Raw genomic sequence first — 18,385 nt, forward strand, 5'->3', positions numbered from 1 at the left:
GCCGACCGCTCGAAAGATTCAAATGAGCACATGCTCGTCGCTTCGCGCCGCCAATTCTTGCGCGAGGGAGGCACGCTTGTTGGAGGTGCGGCTGTCAGCGCGGTCGTCGGCGGAGATGCTCTCGCAGACCCGCTCAATGGCGAAAATCTGCCGCCGAACGTCCCCGAATGGATGAAGTCGCCCGGCGATCCTGTCGGCAGCCAGCTCTACGGGACGCCGTCTCCGTTCGAAAAGGGTGTCACGCGAAACATACCGAAAAGTGGCGATCCGGTTTTTTGGACGTCCAGTCGCACTCCCCTTCAGGATCTGGATGGCATCATCACCCCGAACGGGCTTTTCTACGAACGTCACCATTCGGGTGTTCCGGCGATCGATCCGGCCCAACACCGCCTGATCGTCCACGGACTCGTCGACAATCCTCTCATTTTCACGATGGATGACCTGAGACGCTTCCCATCTGAATCACACATCTACTTTCTCGAGTGTTCCGGTAACCCCGGGTTCAAGAAGCCGTACGGCAAGACAGCATCTGACTTGGTCGGCTTGGTCAGTTGCGCCGAGTTTACCGGTGTCAAGCTCAGCCATGTGCTGCAGGAAGCAGGATTGCGGCGCGAGGCAAAGTGGATCGTCGCTGAAGGCGCAGATGCAGCAGCATTGACACGCAGCATTCCGATCGAGAAATGTCTCGACGACGCGCTGCTCGTCTATAGCCAAAACGGTGAGCGGCTTCGTCCGCAGCAAGGCTATCCCTTGCGTCTATTCTTGCCGGGCTTTGAAGGTAACATGAGCGTAAAGTGGCTGCGCCGCCTGCATGTCGTTGCCGAGCCGGTCTATTCTCGCGAAGAAACGTCGAAATATACGGACCTCTTGCCGGACGGTAAGGCGCGAGAGTTCACGTTCTACATGGACGCAAAGTCCATCATTACCCATCCGTCCGGCGGCCAAAAGCTCAAGTCGCATGGCTTCCACGAGATATCGGGTATCGCATGGACTGGCCGTGGCAAGATCAAGCGCGTCGACGTCTCGGTCGACGATGGCAAGAGCTGGCAAGAAGCACAGCTACAGGAGCCGGTACTTACGCGAGCTCTAACGCGCTTCAGACTGCCATGGCGATGGGATGGCAGCCCCACCGTGATCCAAAGCCGGGCGATCGACGAAACTGGCTATGTTCAGCCGACATTGTCTGACCTGGTCGGCGTACGCGGCGACAACTCGTTCTATCACAACAACGCAGTCCAACCCTGGCGGGTTGCCGCGGACGGCGAGGTTACCAATGCAAATGCGTAATCTTTTGATTGCGAGTTCCGCCGCATTATTCCTGGTCTCGGCGGCGCATTCGGAGTCCTCGGTTAAACTCGGGATTGGACGTACAGCGACTAAAGCTGAAATCGCTGGCTGGAATATTGATATTGACCGCAATGGGACGAATCTGCCGCCAGGCAAAGGCTCGGTCGGCCTCGGCAGGGAAGTGTTCGATCAACAGTGCGCCGCCTGCCACGGCTCGAAAGGTGAAGGCGGCGTCGGTGATAAGCTTGTTGGCGGACAAGGTACATTGGCCACGCCGAATCCTGTTAAGACCGTTGGATCCTATTGGCCTTACGCGACCACTTTGTTCGACTATATTCGCCGAGCCATGCCGCACCCTTCCCCCCAATCGCTCAGCAATGAGGAGGTCTATGCGGTCACAGCTTATGTTCTTCATCTCAACGGCCTGCTACCCGACAACGCCGCCTTGGATGCGAAGAACCTGCCCGCCATCAGGATGCCCAACCGCGATAATTTCGTTGGAGATCCCCGTCCAGACGTAAAGTGACTTGTGTCAAGGTTCACTCGGATGGCTCAACTATGATCACGGGGCTGGCAGAAAGATTTCGCTCGATTGTTGGCGGGCGACTACCCCGACTCATGCTCCTCATTTCGCGGCCCGCAGAGTCGTCGGAGATACTGTTCTACAGCATGATTTTCGATGATGTGGTGGTCGAACCTCCGGCTCAGCCATCTCCCCTTAGCGGTCAAAGGCAGCAGCAATCCGCCAACATCCTTAGGGGAACTCGGATATCTCCCGCCGTGATTCCTAGAGGACGACCCAAATGTGAAGCTGGTTGCGCTATTCGGATCCTAAGGACACGCAGCGAGACGCTTGTTTTTCAGCAGAGTGGATGCGGAACTGTCACACTGTTGCTGACCAAGATGACCGATACCGTCCCTGACGATCCAGTTCTCGAGTTCAGCGCGACGACCCAAACGACCAGCATGGGTGTCGTCCTGGGCCGAGACTTTCAGAACCGAATGCCTCGCGTCGGCGGCGCACAGTTCGCTCTCATTGAAGAGGGAGACCAAGTCCGACAATTCGTAGCTAACGCTGCTAGAGCCGGCCTCTATGAACGGCTTCTTGGCGGTGCGACGGGCCTCGAACCATGACGAAACGAACGACAGGACCATTTTTTGAGCGGATGGCGCTTATCCATCGCTAGGATTGGGTACTTCCGGATCATCCAACAAGTTGTCGAATACTCGTGCGGCAGGTCTCGGAGTTCGGTCCGATAGCCTCAGTCGCCATAGTGAGCGCTCTACCGTGATTCCGCGAAGCTCTACGGCCTTCAGATAGCCCAGCCGGACTTGGTCTCTCGTCGCAACAGTTGAAACGATGGAGACGCCAATACCCGCCGCCACTGCCTGCTTGATCGCGGCCGTGCTGCCGATCTCCAGAAACCGAAGCGGCTCGATGTTGTTCGACGCGAGGACCTGCGTCACGACTTCGCGCGAGCCTGATCCCGGCTCACGCAGTATCAATACCTCCCCTCCTAGAAGCTGTGGATCGATGGCTTCCTTCGCCGAAGCGAAATCATGATGCTCCGAGACGATCAACTTCATGACGTCGGTCCGCCATTTCTCCGCTACCACGACACCTTCGTCGATCGGCCCCTCGACCAAGCCAATATCTATTTCTTGTGCCGCCATCTGCTCGGCAATTTCGCGTGTATTCGCGCTGACAAGATGGAGATCAATCCCCGGGTGCGCCCTATGAAAGGCTCCGAGATAAGGAGCGAGCATGTAAGTGGCAATCGTCGTACTTGCACCAATGCGCAGTGATCCGTTGTCCAGATTGCGCTTAGACGAGAGCATTTCCTCCGCCGCGCGCTCGGCGGCAAATAAATCCTCCGCATGCTTCAGCAAAGCGAAGCCTTCCGACGTAGGCACGACGCCTTTTTGAGACCGGTTCAGCAGCCGACAGCCGACCTGAAGTTCGAAGTCCCGCACTCCTTTTGAAATCGCGGGCTGACTTAGATTCATGGTTTCAGCGGCCCGAGAGAAGCTGCCTACTCGGGACACCGCCACGAACATTCGAAGCAAATGCAGATTGAGGGCCATAATTCCTCATTATCGGCTTATGACAAATCAATATTTTCCAAAATCGATCCTGTCACGCATATTTCGTCCTCTTTAGAGGAACCCGATGTCGGATCAAGTCGATTGTAAGAAGCCTGCACCGGCCATTTCCACCTTTGCGATGGCCTCCTCTGTTCTTCCCGGGATTGTCCTCTGCGCTGCCGTGACAGGGATCGCGATTGGTCTTCAGACGGCACAGGAAGCTTCCTTTGGTCATCCCTACCTCGAAGCGATCGTGATCGCCATTATCGTCGGAACGGCCATCCGGACCTTTTGGACGCCAGGCACCCGCTGGCGCGCAGGCATTGCCTTCAGTGCGAAGCAACTGCTCGAGGTGGCTGTCGCGTTGCTGGGTGCATCGATTACGTTCTCGACGATAGCGGCCTCCGGGCCAACTCTACTGGTGGCGACCGTATGCGTTGTCATTCTCACCATCTTGATCAGCTACACGGTGAGCCGATCATTGGGGCTTTCAAATCGTCTTTCCATACTGGTCGCCTGTGGCAACTCAATCTGCGGAAACTCTGCCATCGCCGCTGTTGCGCCACTAATCGGCGCAAGCTCCGATGAAATTGCCTCGTCGATCGCCTTCACTGCGATTCTAGGTGTCATCGTTGTTCTGGCACTGCCTCTTCTCATTCCGCTCTTCGCTCTTTCGGAGGTTCAATACGGGATACTAGCGGGCATGACCGTCTACGCCGTACCGCAAGTGTTGGCGGCCACCATGCCGGCCAGCCTCGTCAGCACGCAGATCGGCACCGTCGTCAAGCTGGTGCGCGTCATGATGCTGGGGCCGGTTGTCGCTTCAATCGCCTATCTGGCGCGTGGCCTGCGCACTGACGGAGCGACGGGATCGTCAAAGCAGAAGCTCTTCAAAGCAGTACCGTGGTTCATCATCGTGTTTTTTGCGTTGGCGGCGTTGCGGTCCCTATCTTTGATTCCCGACAACTTTATCTCGCCGATCCGCTACATCGCGAGCGTCTTCACGGTCCTGTCGATGGCTGCGCTCGGCCTGGGCGTGGATCTTCGCGTAGTCGGACAGGTCGGAGCCCGAGTGACGGCCGCCGTAACGTTATCGCTCATCTTCTTGATCGCAGTCAGCTTCTGTCTCGTTCGCTACGTGATACCGACCTAGCGCAGGATGGATTGATCTATATCCACGACGGCCGGTGATCGCGCCTGTCAGGTGGAGACAAATGCCGATCTGGCTTCCTTTACGGATCCGGAGATAAACCTGTGTACCTCCTGGATGCGCCGCGTCTCGTGCGTGTCGGGATGAGACGTTATCCAATAGTTTCGAACGAAACGAACCTCTGGCAGCAAGCGTCTCAACTCGGGATATCGCTGCGCCGCATAGTCGTGAAGAATGCCAACGCCGTGCCCAGCCCGGACGGCCTCCATTTGTGCGACCACGCTTCCGCATTCGTATCGACGTGACATCAGCCGACCGAGAACGGAGGCGTAGTCCAGAGCGCGACTGTAAGCAAAATCCTCGACATGCGTTACGAACAAGCGGCCGGCCAATTCGGCCTGGCTGGCGATGGGTCCCTCGCGTTCGAGGTAGCTCTCTGCGGCGTAGACGCTCAGCGTGTAGTCCGTCAGCTTCGACAGGATAAGTCGCCCCTGCTTGGGGCGATCCAACGTAATCGCGATGTCCGCCTCGCGCCGGGACAGCGAAAATGTTCGAGGCAACGGAACGAGCTGAACCACCAGCTTTGAATGGCTCGCGGCGAGCGCTCCGAGACGATCCGCGAGAAAGTAATTTCCCAGGCCGTCAGGGGCGCCGACGCGCACGGTGCCAGTGATCGCCTCCGTGGCTCCTCCGATGCTGGAGCCAACTCGGAGGAACTCGCTTTCGGCGCGCTCGGCGGCAGCGACCAACGCCTCCCCCGCTGCGGTCAAAGTGCAGCCGGTTGTGTGTCGCTCGATCAGCCTGGCGTTCAGGCTCCGCTCGAGCGCCGTAAGCTGTCGCGCAACGGTCGCATGATTGAGCCGTAAGCTTTTTGACGCTTTCAGGATCTGTCCCGCTCTTGCGACTTCAAGAAATATCCGAACCCGTTCCCAATCCATCGACTACAATTTCTACACAACGGAGCCGCGAATTCGGCCGTTGAAGTGCGATTTTAGGCGCTCCATACCCAAACGATCAAGCTTCGTTTGAAGGAAAAGACCATGCAGGCGACCATTCCGAATTTCATCAATGGTGAGTTGGTGCCAAGCCAGGCCCCCCGCACCACGGCCGTTTACAATCCGGCCACCGGCGAACAATCGGGAATTCTGGGACTAGCATCAGCACAAGATGTTCGATCAGCGGTGATCGCTGCTCGGAAGGCATTCCCGGCTTGGGCGAACACACCTCCTCTACGACGCGCTCGCATCCTCAGCCGCTTCCTTCGGATTGTCGAGGACCGCATCGACGAGCTCGCGCAGATCATTACCGCGGAGCACGGCAAAGTCCTTTCAGACGCCAAAGGCGAGATCCAGCGCGGCATGGAAGTGGTAGAGTTCGCAACCGGTGCACCGCAGCTTCTCAAGGGCGAGGTTACAGAGAACGTCGGAACGCGCGTTGACAGCCACTCGCTCCGTCAGCCTCTCGGTGTGGTCGCCGGGATCACGCCGTTCAATTTCCCGGCCATGGTTCCGATGTGGATGTTCCCGGTCGCCCTCGCCTGCGGCAACACCTTCATCCTCAAGCCCTCCGAGCGCGATCCTTCCACCTCCCTCGTTCTCGCGCAGTGGCTGAAGGAAGCTGGACTTCCCGACGGCGTCTTCAACGTCGTCCAAGGTGACAAGGAAGCCGTGGACGCCATCTTGTCTGATCCCGGTATCGTTGCCGTCAGCTTCGTCGGCTCGACCCCGATTGCACGCTACATCTACGAGACGGCGACCCAGCACGGAAAGCGATGCCAGGCGCTTGGCGGCGCGAAGAACCACATGATCGTCATGCCAGACGCCGACATGGATCAGGCTGTCGACGCGCTGATCGGAGCCGCCTATGGCTCCGCCGGCGAGCGCTGCATGGCAATCTCGGTGGCGGTACCCATCGGCGACAGCACCGCCGACAGATTGATCGAAAAGCTCGCGCCAAAGGTCCGCGCCCTGAATATCGGTCCAGGGACGGATCCTGAAGCCGAGATGGGACCTCTGGTGACCAAGCAGCACCTCGACAAGGTCCGCGGATACATTGATGCAGGCGTCGACGAAGGTGCAAAGCTTGTCGTCGACGGCCGGGATTTCCGGCGTCAGGGGTATGAAAAGGGATACTTCATCGGCGGATCGCTCTTCGACAACGTGACAACCGATATGAAGATCTACAGGGAAGAGATCTTTGGACCGGTGCTCGCCATCGCGCGCGCCAAGTCGTACGACGAAGCAGCCGAGATGATCAACGAGCACGAGTTCGGCAACGGCACCGCCATCTTCACGCGAGACGGCGACGCGGCCCGTGAATTCGCGCATCAAATTCAGGTGGGCATGGTCGGCATCAACGTGCCAATCCCTGTGCCAATGGCATTTCATTCCTTCGGTGGCTGGAAGGCATCCCTCTTTGGCGATCATCACATGCATGGCCCCGAGGGGGTACGCTTCTATACCAAGCTCAAGACCATCACCACGCGGTGGCCCACTGGCATCCGATCAGGTGCCGAGTTCGTTATGCCAACGATGCGTTGATCTCACGGCGGGCGAAGATCGCATCGGTCTTCGCCTAGCCTTTCGGCCGAGTAGTGAGAGGCCCCTCAACAGAGCATCAGGGGAGTTCAGCGCGCATCTTCGTTGCGAACTCGCCATACGTCTCGGCAAGCTCATCGAGCACCTTGCCCCGCAGCAAGCCTAATGTTGATGCGTCGGGCGGTGCCGTTCGACCAGGTCGATCCGTGTGCTGGAACTTGAAGCCGGTCGAAGCCTTGATTTCATCGAGATCGTATCCGGGGTGAATGCTGTCGAGAATGAATCCCGGATGCGAATTGTCGAAGCGAAAGAGGCCCTTGCCTGTTAGCAGTGCGATCGGCCCCCCACTTCTGAAGACCCCCCTTTCGCTCACGCCGGGCGCGCTCACAAAATCAACTTTGTCGACGAGAACGCGCGGCGAATGTTCCTCACGGAAGAGTATGACCCGAGGGACGACAAAATACAGATATGCCGACCCGAAAGATCCAGGCCAGCGCACGTCCGACTGCGGATAGCCACCCGCGCCCACGAGATTGACGTTACCAACCCCATCAATTTGGCCGCCGCCAAGGAAGAACGCATCGATGCGTCCCTGCGCTGCGCAATCGAACAGCTCGGCCGAGCCGTTGGTGAAGAAGTTGTGTTCAACGGAGCCCAGTACCGAAATGCGGGGGACAGGCTCTCCCTTGGCAGCCTTCATTGCGCGCAAGAGCATGGCCCCAGCGGCGGGGATCGGCGACGAGGCGCCTACAGCTACGTGTTTGACGCCGTCCAATAGCTGCGCGATGGCGTAGATCAGTATCTCGCGGGGATGGATGGCAGTCACGATACTGTCTCCGACCCGACGTCAGCCATGTATCTAGAGAATCCCTCGGCCGTTCGCGCCGCCTTCGCATAGCGATTGAGTTCTGTCACGTCCGGGGGATATTCGCCCCACAAGCCGTATGGCCATGCGCCTCGCGAGGCCTGTCCGACAGCCCCAATGTAGAGGGCTGGCAACACACCTGCCGCCGTCAGCTCATCCGCCAGTAGATTCTCCTCCACGATGCGCTCAACTGTGACTAATGTCGTCGTTGACGCATAGGCCATGGCTGCGAGCTCGCGACGACGACCGATCCAGACGTTCCCGAAACGGTCAGCCATCGGAGCGTGAAAGACAGCTACGTCTGGCTTGATGGCTGGGATCAGGACAATCGGATCGGCGGTATCAGCAAGCGGATTGTCGAGGACGCGCCAGTCTTCCCGGTGCCGAAGCAGGTCCGTGCCGATCAGCCCGCGCATCGGCAGAAATGGAATGCCTTTCTGTGCAGCCATCAAGCCAGCATGAATCGCCGGACACGTCGCGTCCTTCAGGCGAATCGAGCCGTCCTTCACGGCGGCATTGAATCGAGGCGCGCCGCCTGCCTCCCCCAATGAGACAGCGCTCGTCTCGACCGTCCCGACCAGGCCGGCTCCGATGAGTTGATCAACTTGCAGGCCTCCGGTCGGCACACAGACCAGATGAAGGTCATTCGCACCCCGCCGGATCATTTCGCGCGTCATGGCCATCGATACGCCGGCGTAGTCTACCGGCAGCGCGATGGTCATTCCACGCTCGATGCATTTCGCCATTGCGCCAAGAGAGCTCGCCAAAGATGCCTCCGCTTGCTTCACAGTAGGTACGTCGTACGGGACGTTGTCGGCGAGCGACCAATCATCGGCCAAGATCACCCCAGTCACGCCAATGCAGCGTACAAATTGCAATCAGCGCCGAGTGAGCCGGCACTGATCACTGCGCTAAGCGGCGACTACCCGCAATGATCTGCGCAGACCTTCGAGACAGCTCGCGCTTCTACGCGCGCGACGCCATCGATCCTTGCAGTCTGGCCAGCTTGTATTCGCTCTCATGGCTGCCTGGCTTCAAGAGGCTGCGCTCCTGGAGCAGGCTCTGGGCGAGTGGCAGCTTGTTCGCGCGAAGAGCCGCCTCAAGAAGGTACTGATCGAAGATGTCGCGCTGAGCGTGACTTGCACCGATCGGACCAGTGACGTGACGCAGCGGCAGAATTCCGCCCACGACATCGTCATATCGACCTTGCTCGAATGCAATGATACTCTCACAGAGCGGAACGCCGAGCCTACGGATAACGCCGCTTGCGTAGCGGGTCTCGTCGCCGGCATAGTTCTTCATCGATTCGATTACCTTCTGGGCCGCCTCGAATCGACGCTCATGTGCCAACGACATCACACAATGAACATCGGTAAAGATCAGCGCATGATCATCGATGTGCGTCTCGGCGTGATCGGCGAGAGCCCCCCATCGGTTCCCGACATCGACACCACAGAACTCGAGCCGGGCGAGAAGAGACGCGGCGTTCTGAATATCGAGATAGAAGTCGGATTTGTCGCCTTTGATGGCCTCATCATAGAGCTGCAGCGCGCCATCGAGACGTCCCGCGTCGATGTTGAACAATGCCTTGTGCCACCACAGGTGACGCCGAAACGGATTTCTATCGTTCCACTGGTCGAGAGGATGATTGAGCCATTTCAGCCCCTCGCCGTGACGACTTTGCATCTCCAGCACGTGCGCGACGGCATGCAATGCCCATAAGTCGTCTGGGCAGATCTCGACGGCCTCGCGTCCACAACGTTCGGCGTTCGCGTATTCACCGTTCTCCTCAAAGCCAAACGCAAGCATGCCCAGAACGTTACCGTAGCCGGGCATGTCTTTGCTCCAACTCGCCAGCACGGATGCAGGGACCGCGCGCAAAGCGCGGGTCTGCCCCATCCAGAAGCAGTTGAAGTGATGAAGCCGCAAGGCAAGAAGGTCGTGGGGGTGCTCGAAAAGAATTTGCTCCCAGCAGGTGTTGGCGGCCATAAGATCGCCGGCAATCCAGAGGCCCAACGCTTCGACGTGGCGTCGCTCGCGGGTGTTTGCATTGCCTAGGGTCGATTGAGCATCCTTGAAAGCAGCACGCGCCTTATCCATGACCAAGAACGTGCCGAAGACCATGAAGAAATAGCCACGCAAGCAATGCGCCAGGCAGAACTGCGGATCGGCATCCAACGCTTCCTTTGTCAGGGGCATTGCCGTCGTCCGGTACTCGAGAAAGCTCTTGACCGCCCGATTATAGGAAGTCACGGCGGCCTCGTTCTGGCTGCTAAGTTCCAAACCTCGATCGTCGAACATAGGACCTCTAAAGTCTGTCGTTTTCGGTTGAAGATATTCACGGCGAGCGTTCGAGGGCCCTTCACGCCTCGGGCGCTACACCCGCAAAAGGGAAGGGATACTCAAATAATCAAGCAGTGGCGCGCGTCCTAGTCTGGAGACGGACCTACAAAGCTGTTGCGCGTGTGCACGATCGCCTGCACGGAGCGCGCAAATCTGCACTTCACCGCCTGTTCTTGGGACTGCATTTGCGACGCTCATTCGTTTGCGCTTGGAGCATCTTATTTCGCGTCATTTTCCAACTTAAGCAAACGAGATAAATTCACGCACCAATTCAAAAATAATGAAGTCAAGTTCGCAGCCGGCCACCGGCAGAGGTAAGGTCGCGTAGCACGGGTGCTGTCCCTTGTCCGGCAGCATTCGCTATTGAAACGAGCAGCCTGAAAGACCATTCGGCGCACGCCGAACCGGCGCCTACACGGAGGCGGCGTGGCCGTGGCTTATCATTTGTGTGATCGCCTCCGCCGAATATCCAAGAACCTCAGACAAGACTTGGCGAGTGTGTTCACCCAGCGCCGGAGCGGGAGACTGCTTCCCGGCATTCAGATTGATTGGAAGAGTTTGTGGCATTCTGACCGAACCCAAAACCGGGTCATCGACGGCATTCAAATCTCTGGCGCTCAGATGTTCGTCGCTGGCCATATCCTCAATAGATTGGATTGGCCCGACGCCAAGCGATTTCGATTCGAAAGCTGCGATAACGGTCGTCCGATCTCTTTCCCCTATCCAGGTCGCGACCCAAGCCTCAATCTCGTCGCGATGAGCGGTGCGTTGCGAGAGGGTCGCGAATCTAGCGTCGGAAGCCCAGTCAGGACGGTCGACAAGTGCTGCGCAGCGCGCAAATTGTTCGTCATTTTGAACGGAAAGACATATCCATTTGTCGTCCGCCGTCTTGAAATGCCCCGTTGGGGCCCCTCCAAGACTGTGATTGCCGTCTCGCTGCCAAGCCTCTCCAGTAGCTTCATAGTAGGAAATGAGTGGCGCAATCATTCGGAACGCGACGTCATAGAGCGCGACATCGACCGACGACATCGGCTCCATTCCGCCCTTTCGCTGATAGAGCGCCAACACCGCGCCGAACGCGCCAAGCACTCCCGTCATGAAGTCGCAGACTGGTACGGCACCACCTGCCCTCATGGGCGGTCCATCGCGCTCACCCGTCAGGTTGCTTAGCCCGCAAAATCCCTGCGCGACCGGATCGTACCCGCCCCGCTTCGAATTTGGTCCAATTCGGCCAAACGCAGAGACATGCACGACGATCAATCTCGGATTCAACGACTGGAGCGCTTCGTCGTTGAGTCCAATTTTGTCAAGTACGCCGGGCCGCAGGCTATCGATGAGCACGTCACCGGCCTTCAGGAGATCCCGCAGAATAGAAAGTCCACCGTCGCGGGTGATGTCGAGCACGACCGACTTTTTGTTTCGGCTGTTTACCTGCCAAAACGCGCTGGTTCCATTGACCATGGGACCAAACTGCCGAAGTACATCGCCCCGCCCCGGCCGCTCGATCTTGATGACTTCTGCTCCGTTGTCAGCAAGCAATGTCCCCACGAAAGGTCCAGCTATGAGCTCTCCTAGCTCAATCACACGCGTCCCGGCGAGCGGCTTTGCGAAGGAAGTCGTCATGTTGTAGGTGCCCCACTTACAATAGGATGCGTCGATTGCACGACGCTTTCGAAAAAGAGCCCGGCATGTACATTTGCACACGCCGGGCTCGAGTAGCGGGGCCTGCGGGCCCCCGATCCGACCGGGAGGCGGCCGAAAAGCGTATCTCCGCTTTCGGACGAGCGAAGAGCACCGTCATGAGCCCTTTTCCGAGGCGGACGAGGCTCCTAAGCCTCATCCGGCGAGATGGTCGATAGGGCCCTGCCCAGCCCTCAGACAGTCATCCTATTCGGCAGCATCGCGGCCTTGGCTTCGCGCAACGTGGGTGTAACCGTCACGTGTCTGCGGCATCTTCATGCCAAGCACGCGCGAGGCTACCAAGGTTCTGAGCACTTGAGCAGTTCCGCCGGCAATGGTGAACATGCGAGCATCTCTCACCGCGCGCTCCATTGGATAATTGCGCGAGTATCCCCGAGCGCCGAAGAGCTGCAATGCCTGGTTGGTGACGTTGTTGGCGGTCTCGGAAGCGATGATCTTCGCTTGGGCGGCCATGAGAGGGTCCGGAAATGGATTCGCACTCAAAGCGGCTTGATGCAACGACAGGCGCGCGGCATTCACGGCTACGGCCATGTCGGCCACCATCCATTGCAATCCTTGAAATTCCGCAATGGGACGACCGAACTGCTCACGCTCCTTCACGAAAGCAAGAGACTTTTCGAATGCGCCTTGCGCGATGCCGAGCGCCACAGTGCCCGCGCCGACGCGCTGGCTGTTATAGGCGTCAATCAGATCAGCGAAGCCACGACGAAGCCCGCGCGGCGGCAGGACGAGCATATCGTCCTTGACCTCAAGGTCCTCGAAAATGATCTCCGTTTCGGGAATTCCGCGAAGCCCCATCGCCGGCTCACGCTTGCCGACCTTCAAACCCGGGGTCCCGGCAACGGCCAAAAACCCTCCGATCCCCTGCTCCGCTCCCCGCTCATCGAAAATGCGGGCAAAGATCAAGTGCAGCTTGGACACGCCGCCGCCGGTGATCCAGTGCTTTTTGCCGTTGATGACATACGTGCCGCCACGCTTGTCTGCTCGCGTTGTCATCTCGGTAGCGGCCGAGCCCGCGTTCGGTTCGGTAATGCAGATCGCAGGCTTGTCGCCGGCGAGCACCAACTCCGCCGCCATCCGCTTCTGCTTTTCGCTGCCGTACTGCATGACGGCTGAGATCGCGCCCATGTTGGCTTCGACCGCAATACGCCCGGTAGCACCGCAGACGCGGGCCATTTCCTCGATGATGAGGGTGGCCTCGAAGAAGCTACCGCCGCGACCGCCATACTCCTTAGGCACCGTGTAACCCATGAACCCAGCTTCGGTCAGCGCCTTCACGTTGTCGTAGGGATAGGCCTCCGTTCGGTCTACCTCTGCAGCCTTTTCGGCGAATTTGGACTCTGCAAGCTCGCGCGCAGCGGCTTTCAGCTTCTGTTGCTCAGGCGAGAGCTTCATATCCATAGGGGTGAATCCTCTTCGGGTACGGGACGGTCAGCCGTTTTCACTCCGCGAACTATCGAAAGGCAAACGAATATTTTGCGAGCCAGACTTCAAAATATGTTAAGTTGGCTGTCATGAGCATCAGACAGCTTCGTACACTCGTGGCCATTGCAGACGGCGGCAGCTTTAACGCGGCCGCCCAGCGGCTCTACATGACCCAGTCGGCGGTCAGCATGCAGATGAAAGCCTTGGAAGTCGACATGAGAGCCAGGCTCTTTGACCGGACCATCAGACCGCCGGTTCTCAATAGCAACGGATGGCGCCTTGTCGACGAAGCCAGACAGATTATCGAACGCTACGATGCCCTTCGGCTACTTGCATCAACTCCTTCGACGGGCCTTACGGGTTCGTTGCGGCTGGGTGTTATTCCCTCCGTTGCGACGCACCTTCTTCCTCAAACGCTATCAAAACTGCGGAACGAGCATGCGAGCTTGAGAATTCAAGTTCAAAGCGGCCTGTCTCCCGAGCTTGCCTTTAAGGTTGAGGAAAAGCGCTTGGATGTTGCGATCGTTACGGAGCTGGAACGCTTGGATCCGTCGATCGCCTTTGAGCAAATATCGGAAGAAGAGCTTAAGGTTGTCATTCACAAGGATCTGGCCCGCGGTTCGATCGGGGAACTGCTGCGAACATATCCATTCGTTCGCTTCAATCCTGCGATGGGAGTTGGACGAGTAATCGATTCGACGTTGCGTGCACGTCGCATTCTGGTGAACGACTTCATGGAGTTCGACTCCATCGAGACAATGATAAGCATTGTAAGGCTCAAACTCGGCGTGACCATTATTCCCGTCGGCCTGTTTTCTCCGGACCTCGACGCCCTAAAGTCGATTTCTTTCGATCCGCCAGTTCATAGACGAATCGGGATTCTGGCTCGTCGTGGGACGATTGATGCCCCTACCGTTCGCGCGGTCGCTGACGCATTCAGATCATTCGTAACGGCGCCCCGCTACACGCCCCGCAAACGTAAGCGATAGTCAGAGCGGCGTAGCGGCTATTCGACTTGAACGCCCGCTCTTTTGATGATGGGAGTCCACCGATCAATCTCGCGCCTGACCAGGTCTCTGTCCTCGGGCATGTCGGCGACATCGGGGACAGGGAATCGACCGACCGCAAGGGCTTAGGTCATGAATTCCTAAGTTATTGCTCGTTGGAAATTGGCACGATCACGCGACCGCGCACTGCCCCTGCAGTGAGACGATCTGTAAGGGGGATGCAGACTTCGAGCGACACACGTTCGGTCATCGCTTCGAGGGGTGGAAGGATCGATCAGCTCGCTTTCGAGCGGAGAGCGCTCTTTTGAAGGTATATGATCCCAAACAGGATCAAGCCGAAGACGATCGGATGAATCCAGTCGTGATGAAAGACCGTCAACTGCAGGACGAAGGCTGCAATATCGATCGGCACCAGCAGCAATAGCGCGGCCCACGGAGAGAAACGTGGCACTAGAACACCAACTCCACCGACAACCTCCAAAGCCCCGGTGAAATACATAAACCAGAGGCCCAGGCCCAGATAGTTGAAATCTTCAATCATCATGGGCGTTGCCATCAGCTTCATCGCACCGGTAGCAATGAAAACAAAGGCCATGAGGCCACGCAGAACCCAAAGACTGATTTTCCCGGGTTTCAGCACAGAGTCTTCAGACATACGATCACACGCCTATTCTATTGAGCGATGGTCAAATCCATTCCGCAAGGTCATCCGCCTCGAATGGAGCGAATGACCTTGTCATGCTTGGTCTCAGGAACTATCAGATTTGGTTCCAGCCGCCGTCGACGCAAAGTTCGCTGCCTGTCAGATAGGACGAGTCATCGGAGGCCAGGAACAGGACGGCCTTTGCGATCTCATCGACGGTGCCGCTGCGGTGCATCGGAATTTGAGCATGCACTTGGGTCTTGGTCTGCTGGATCATCTCCTCGCTCACACCCGATTTGCGCGCCTGGTCAGTGTCGATGTAGCCGGGCGCCATGGCGTTCACTCGTATGCCCTTGTCGATGAGTTCCACCGTGAGCGAGCGCGCCAGCGAGCGAATGGCGGCTTTGCCCGCCGAATAGACGCTGACATAGGGCATGCCCTTGGTGGTCAGGGTCGTGGTGTTGAGAACGATCGAGCCACCGGATGTCATGAGCGGCAGGAGCTTCTGGACCGTGAAGAAGGTCCCCTTGAAGGTGCAGGCGACCGTGAAATCGAATTCTTCCTCCGACATGTATTCAAACATGTTCGGTCGCGCCGCACCTGCGTTCGCGAAGATGATGTCGACGCGGCCGAGCTTTCTCTCGACAAACGCACTCAGTGCTTCAATGTCCGCCATCTTCGAAATATCGCAGCCGATCGCGTCGGCGCCGTTTCCGATGCTCTGCGCCGCGGCATCGAGCCTCGCCTGATCGCGCCCGGTGATGATGACCTTCGCACCCTCGCGTGCGAACAGCTTGGCTGTCGCCAGTCCCATTCCGTCACTGCCGCCGGTGATGACAGCGACCTTACCGTCTAGTTTACCCATATTTTATCTCCTATCGTCCTTTGGCGCGCACGATGTGAACCGCGCGTTTGTGGAGCTTGATTTGTTTTTCTCGTTCAGGCGCTCCTTTTGCCTTGGACAAGCAGAATAGCAATCTCCCAACTTCCTATGCCGACATACAAAAATGGATGGCGTAGACCAACCCAAGGAGTGAAGGCCGCGGTCCTGATGGAAAAGGTCGGGCTGTCGCTAGATATGATGCGGCGGCTTCCTCATGAATTCTGCGGCGGGCAACTCCGGCGGATCGCGATCGCCCAAGCGCTCATACTGGACCCGAAAGTCATCGTTGCCGATGAAACGGTGCCGACACTCGACGTTTCGATCAAGGCGCAGGTCTGCAACCTGTTGCTCCATTTGCAGCAGAGCCCGGCTTTCCTCGTCATCTCGCACGACATGGCCGTCGTGGAGCGGGTGAGATCGCTGAAATCGGGCCGCGCGCGGCCGTGTTCGAAGAACCGCAACATGTCTACGCGAAAGGCTGACGGCGGCGGTACCCGTGCTGGACCCTGCGCGGCGCAGGATCCGGCGGCACATCGCTGATGACGACCGATTGGACATGAACCACCGGCAAGACATTCCCGAGAAGCATCGGAGAGTCATCTGATCAGGGGGAACGAAACCGATTGCCCCCCTGCTCTATGCATCCCGTCGAATGCGGCTTGCATGCTTAGAAGTTCGCATCAAACGAACACGACTGAATTTCCCCGCGAGCTCAAAAAGTGGCGCATGGTCGGCGCCATGCCAAACTTCGGCGCAGTCTCCCTGTCGGAGCAGCAACTCGAACATCGCATGGCGGTTGCATCCCCCCGCTTGAACCGCAGTGGAAAACATCTGGTCTCAGTAGCCGAGGGCGATGCCATCCCGACGGGGATCGGCCCCACCTCTGAGAAGTCCACGTTTGCGGTCGATCCATACCGCTTGGGCTGTTCCGAGTGGATTTGCCGCTCGCGTCGGGAGGTGCCCTAAGGCGCGAAGGCCCTCGACGATATTACCCGGAACGGTCGCTTCAACGTCCAGCTGGTCTCCACGCGCGAAGATGCGGGGCTGATCGATCGCCTCCTGCACCGACATTTCGTGATCGAGTAGGTTCGACAGAAGTTGGATTTGTCCAATCGGCTGGAAATGCCCGCCTGTCACACCGAACGACAGCACCCATTCGCCGTCCCGCGTCAGCATCGCAGGCAGGATTGTGTGCATTGGTCGCTTGCCGCCAGCAAACATATTGGGATGGCCGGGATCGAGCACAAAGCCGAAGCCGCGGTTATGCAGCAGGACCCCACATTCGGGTGCCACGATGCCACTGCCGAAATCGTCGAAGATGGAGTTGATAAATGACACTGCGGTGCGATCCTTGTCGACGACAGACAGGAACACCGTATCCTTGTGTTCCGGCATTGAGATCGGCGTGATGTCGCTCAGCCGTCTGTTCAATGATATCTGGCGAGCGAGGATGTCGGCACGGGTTGACGAGGTCATGCGCTCGACCGGCACATGCCCGGTATCGGGGTCGCCGACGAAGATGTCGCGCTCCGCATAGCCAATCCGGGCGATCTCGGCCAGGAGATGATAGCGCTCCACCGATATCGGAGCAAAGTCGGCGACATTGTAACGGTCGAGCAGACTTGCCATGGCCAGAGCGGCAACGCCCGAGCCGTTCGGGGGACATTCCCACAGTTCAAAACCACGGTAAGATGCTGATATTGGCGTCTCGTATCGCGGCCGGAACGCTGCGAAATCCTCGACGGTGTGAAAACCACCGAGCGAGCGCAGCGCCTTTACGATGCTTTCGGCAATCCATCCCTCGTAAAACACATCCGCCCCTTGTCTGGCGACATCCCGAAGGGTGCGGGCCAACATTGGCTGCCTGTGCAAATCGCCGGGAGCCGGCGCTTCGCGACGGGGAAGAAAGATCGAAGTCGTAGCGGCCAGACGAGAGAGCTTCGGCACGTGCCTCGCCCAGTCCCGCGCGAGCCGCTCAGTGACGGGATAGCCATTTTCCGCAGCGGCGATGGCAGGGGCGAGTAGGCGCGCGAGATTAAGTGTTCCGTGATCTTCTGCCAGGCGAGCCCATGTCCGTACGGCACCTGGAACAGTAACTGCGTGCGCACTCTCCGGGTCGAGTGTCGTCATGCCGGCTTCTGCGAGCCGTTCGACACTCGCGGCTGATGGCGCGGCTCCGGATCCGTTGAGAGCTATGACCGGCTGCCCTTCCCGCTTCAGCAGAACGAAGCAGTCTCCACCCACGCCGGTCTGGCTTGGCTCAACGACGGCAAGCATCGCTCCGGCCGTCACGGCTGCATCTATGGCGTTTCCGCCTTCGCGGAGCACGTCGATTGCGGCCAGCGTGGCCAACGGGTGCGTGGTCGCGGCCATTCCGTTGACGCCGAATGCTTCGGAACGTCCTGGCGATTGGAAATCTCTCATTTCAGTACCGGCACCCGTACGATTCGCAATTTTGC

Annotated in this window: 16 protein-coding genes and 1 pseudogene; 6 read left to right on the forward strand and 11 right to left on the reverse strand. The window is 58.3% G+C overall.

Annotated features, from left to right (window positions below; translation table 11 throughout):
* The first annotated feature begins 30 nt into the window (after nucleotides 1-30).
* Both soxC and NLN62_RS11985 read left to right on the forward strand, forming a co-directional pair.
* A complete protein-coding gene (soxC, locus tag NLN62_RS11980) occupies nucleotides 31-1,287 on the forward strand; it encodes a sulfite dehydrogenase (RefSeq protein WP_371933122.1) in 1,257 nt (418 codons plus the stop codon).
* Nucleotides 1,274-1,813 carry a c-type cytochrome gene (locus NLN62_RS11985; protein ID WP_254108904.1) on the forward strand — a complete coding sequence of 180 codons (540 nt, stop codon included), beginning with the start codon at nucleotides 1,274-1,276 and terminating at the stop codon, nucleotides 1,811-1,813. Before soxC ends, NLN62_RS11985 begins: the two co-directional genes overlap by 14 nt.
* Nucleotides 1,814-2,118: 305 nt before the next feature.
* On the opposite strand, the gene NLN62_RS11990 is transcribed toward NLN62_RS11985, so the two are convergent.
* The gene (locus NLN62_RS11990) at nucleotides 2,119-2,442 is read right to left on the reverse strand and encodes a hypothetical protein (RefSeq protein WP_254108905.1); all 324 of its coding nucleotides are present in this window, start codon (nucleotides 2,440-2,442) and stop codon (nucleotides 2,119-2,121) included.
* 18 nt (nucleotides 2,443-2,460) lie between these two features.
* Nucleotides 2,461-3,372, reverse strand: coding sequence for a LysR substrate-binding domain-containing protein (locus tag NLN62_RS11995; protein ID WP_254108906.1), 912 nt, complete (start codon nucleotides 3,370-3,372; stop codon nucleotides 2,461-2,463).
* An 85-nt stretch (nucleotides 3,373-3,457) separates the two neighbouring features.
* Between NLN62_RS11995 and NLN62_RS12000 the strand changes: the two genes are divergently transcribed.
* The gene (locus NLN62_RS12000; RefSeq protein ID WP_254108907.1) at nucleotides 3,458-4,525 is read left to right on the forward strand and encodes a YeiH family protein; all 1,068 of its coding nucleotides are present in this window, start codon (nucleotides 3,458-3,460) and stop codon (nucleotides 4,523-4,525) included.
* Between the two features lie 47 nt (nucleotides 4,526-4,572).
* On the opposite strand, the gene NLN62_RS12005 is transcribed toward NLN62_RS12000, so the two are convergent.
* Complete coding sequence (locus tag NLN62_RS12005) at nucleotides 4,573-5,460, reverse strand: LysR family transcriptional regulator (RefSeq protein WP_254108908.1); 888 nt, start codon at nucleotides 5,458-5,460, stop codon at nucleotides 4,573-4,575.
* A gap of 102 nt (nucleotides 5,461-5,562) precedes the next feature.
* Here NLN62_RS12005 and NLN62_RS12010 point away from each other — a divergent pair, with 102 nt between their 5' ends.
* A complete protein-coding gene (locus tag NLN62_RS12010) occupies nucleotides 5,563-7,062 on the forward strand; it encodes a CoA-acylating methylmalonate-semialdehyde dehydrogenase (RefSeq protein WP_254108909.1) in 1,500 nt (499 codons plus the stop codon).
* Between the two features lie 76 nt (nucleotides 7,063-7,138).
* Here the strand turns inward: NLN62_RS12010 and NLN62_RS12015 are convergent, their stop codons facing one another.
* From NLN62_RS12015 to acdA, 5 genes are all read right to left on the reverse strand, one after another.
* The gene (locus NLN62_RS12015; RefSeq protein WP_254108910.1) at nucleotides 7,139-7,885 is read right to left on the reverse strand and encodes a CoA transferase; all 747 of its coding nucleotides are present in this window, start codon (nucleotides 7,883-7,885) and stop codon (nucleotides 7,139-7,141) included.
* Complete coding sequence (locus NLN62_RS12020; RefSeq protein ID WP_256576088.1) at nucleotides 7,882-8,670, reverse strand: CoA transferase subunit A; 789 nt, start codon at nucleotides 8,668-8,670, stop codon at nucleotides 7,882-7,884. The genes NLN62_RS12015 and NLN62_RS12020 overlap by 4 nt, the downstream gene beginning before the upstream one ends.
* 220 nt (nucleotides 8,671-8,890) lie before the next feature.
* Nucleotides 8,891-10,225: a tetratricopeptide repeat protein gene (locus NLN62_RS12025; protein WP_254108912.1), complete on the reverse strand. Its 1,335-nt coding sequence runs from the start codon at nucleotides 10,223-10,225 to the stop codon at nucleotides 8,891-8,893.
* Between the two features lie 453 nt (nucleotides 10,226-10,678).
* Nucleotides 10,679-11,890 (reverse strand): CaiB/BaiF CoA-transferase family protein, encoded by a 1,212-nt coding sequence (locus NLN62_RS12030; protein WP_254108913.1) that lies wholly within the window; start codon nucleotides 11,888-11,890, stop codon nucleotides 10,679-10,681.
* 264 nt (nucleotides 11,891-12,154) lie between these two features.
* A complete protein-coding gene (gene acdA / locus NLN62_RS12035; RefSeq protein WP_371932977.1) occupies nucleotides 12,155-13,369 on the reverse strand; it encodes a 3-sulfinopropanoyl-CoA desulfinase in 1,215 nt (404 codons plus the stop codon).
* A 113-nt stretch (nucleotides 13,370-13,482) separates the two neighbouring features.
* Between acdA and NLN62_RS12040 the strand changes: the two genes are divergently transcribed.
* Complete coding sequence (locus NLN62_RS12040; protein WP_254108914.1) at nucleotides 13,483-14,382, forward strand: LysR family transcriptional regulator; 900 nt, start codon at nucleotides 13,483-13,485, stop codon at nucleotides 14,380-14,382.
* 292 nt (nucleotides 14,383-14,674) lie between these two features.
* Here the strand turns inward: NLN62_RS12040 and NLN62_RS12045 are convergent, their stop codons facing one another.
* Entirely contained in the window at nucleotides 14,675-15,055 is a 381-nt protein-coding gene (locus NLN62_RS12045) for a DoxX family protein (protein ID WP_254108915.1), read from the reverse strand.
* A 103-nt stretch (nucleotides 15,056-15,158) separates the two neighbouring features.
* Nucleotides 15,159-15,908, reverse strand: a complete 750-nt coding sequence (locus NLN62_RS12050; protein ID WP_254108916.1) for an SDR family oxidoreductase — start codon at nucleotides 15,906-15,908, stop codon at nucleotides 15,159-15,161.
* A gap of 171 nt (nucleotides 15,909-16,079) precedes the next feature.
* On the opposite strand from NLN62_RS12050, the pseudogene NLN62_RS12055 reads away from it, so the two are divergent.
* Nucleotides 16,080-16,535, forward strand: a pseudogene (locus NLN62_RS12055) (ATP-binding cassette domain-containing protein); the annotation flags it as partial.
* Between the two features lie 228 nt (nucleotides 16,536-16,763).
* Here NLN62_RS12055 and ggt read toward each other — a convergent pair.
* Complete coding sequence (gene ggt, locus NLN62_RS12060) at nucleotides 16,764-18,299, reverse strand: gamma-glutamyltransferase (protein ID WP_254108917.1); 1,536 nt, start codon at nucleotides 18,297-18,299, stop codon at nucleotides 16,764-16,766.
* Between the last annotated feature and the right edge of the window lie 86 nt (nucleotides 18,300-18,385).

This window comes from Bradyrhizobium sp. CCGUVB23 (assembly GCF_024199885.1).
Classification (GTDB): domain Bacteria; phylum Pseudomonadota; class Alphaproteobacteria; order Rhizobiales; family Xanthobacteraceae; genus Bradyrhizobium.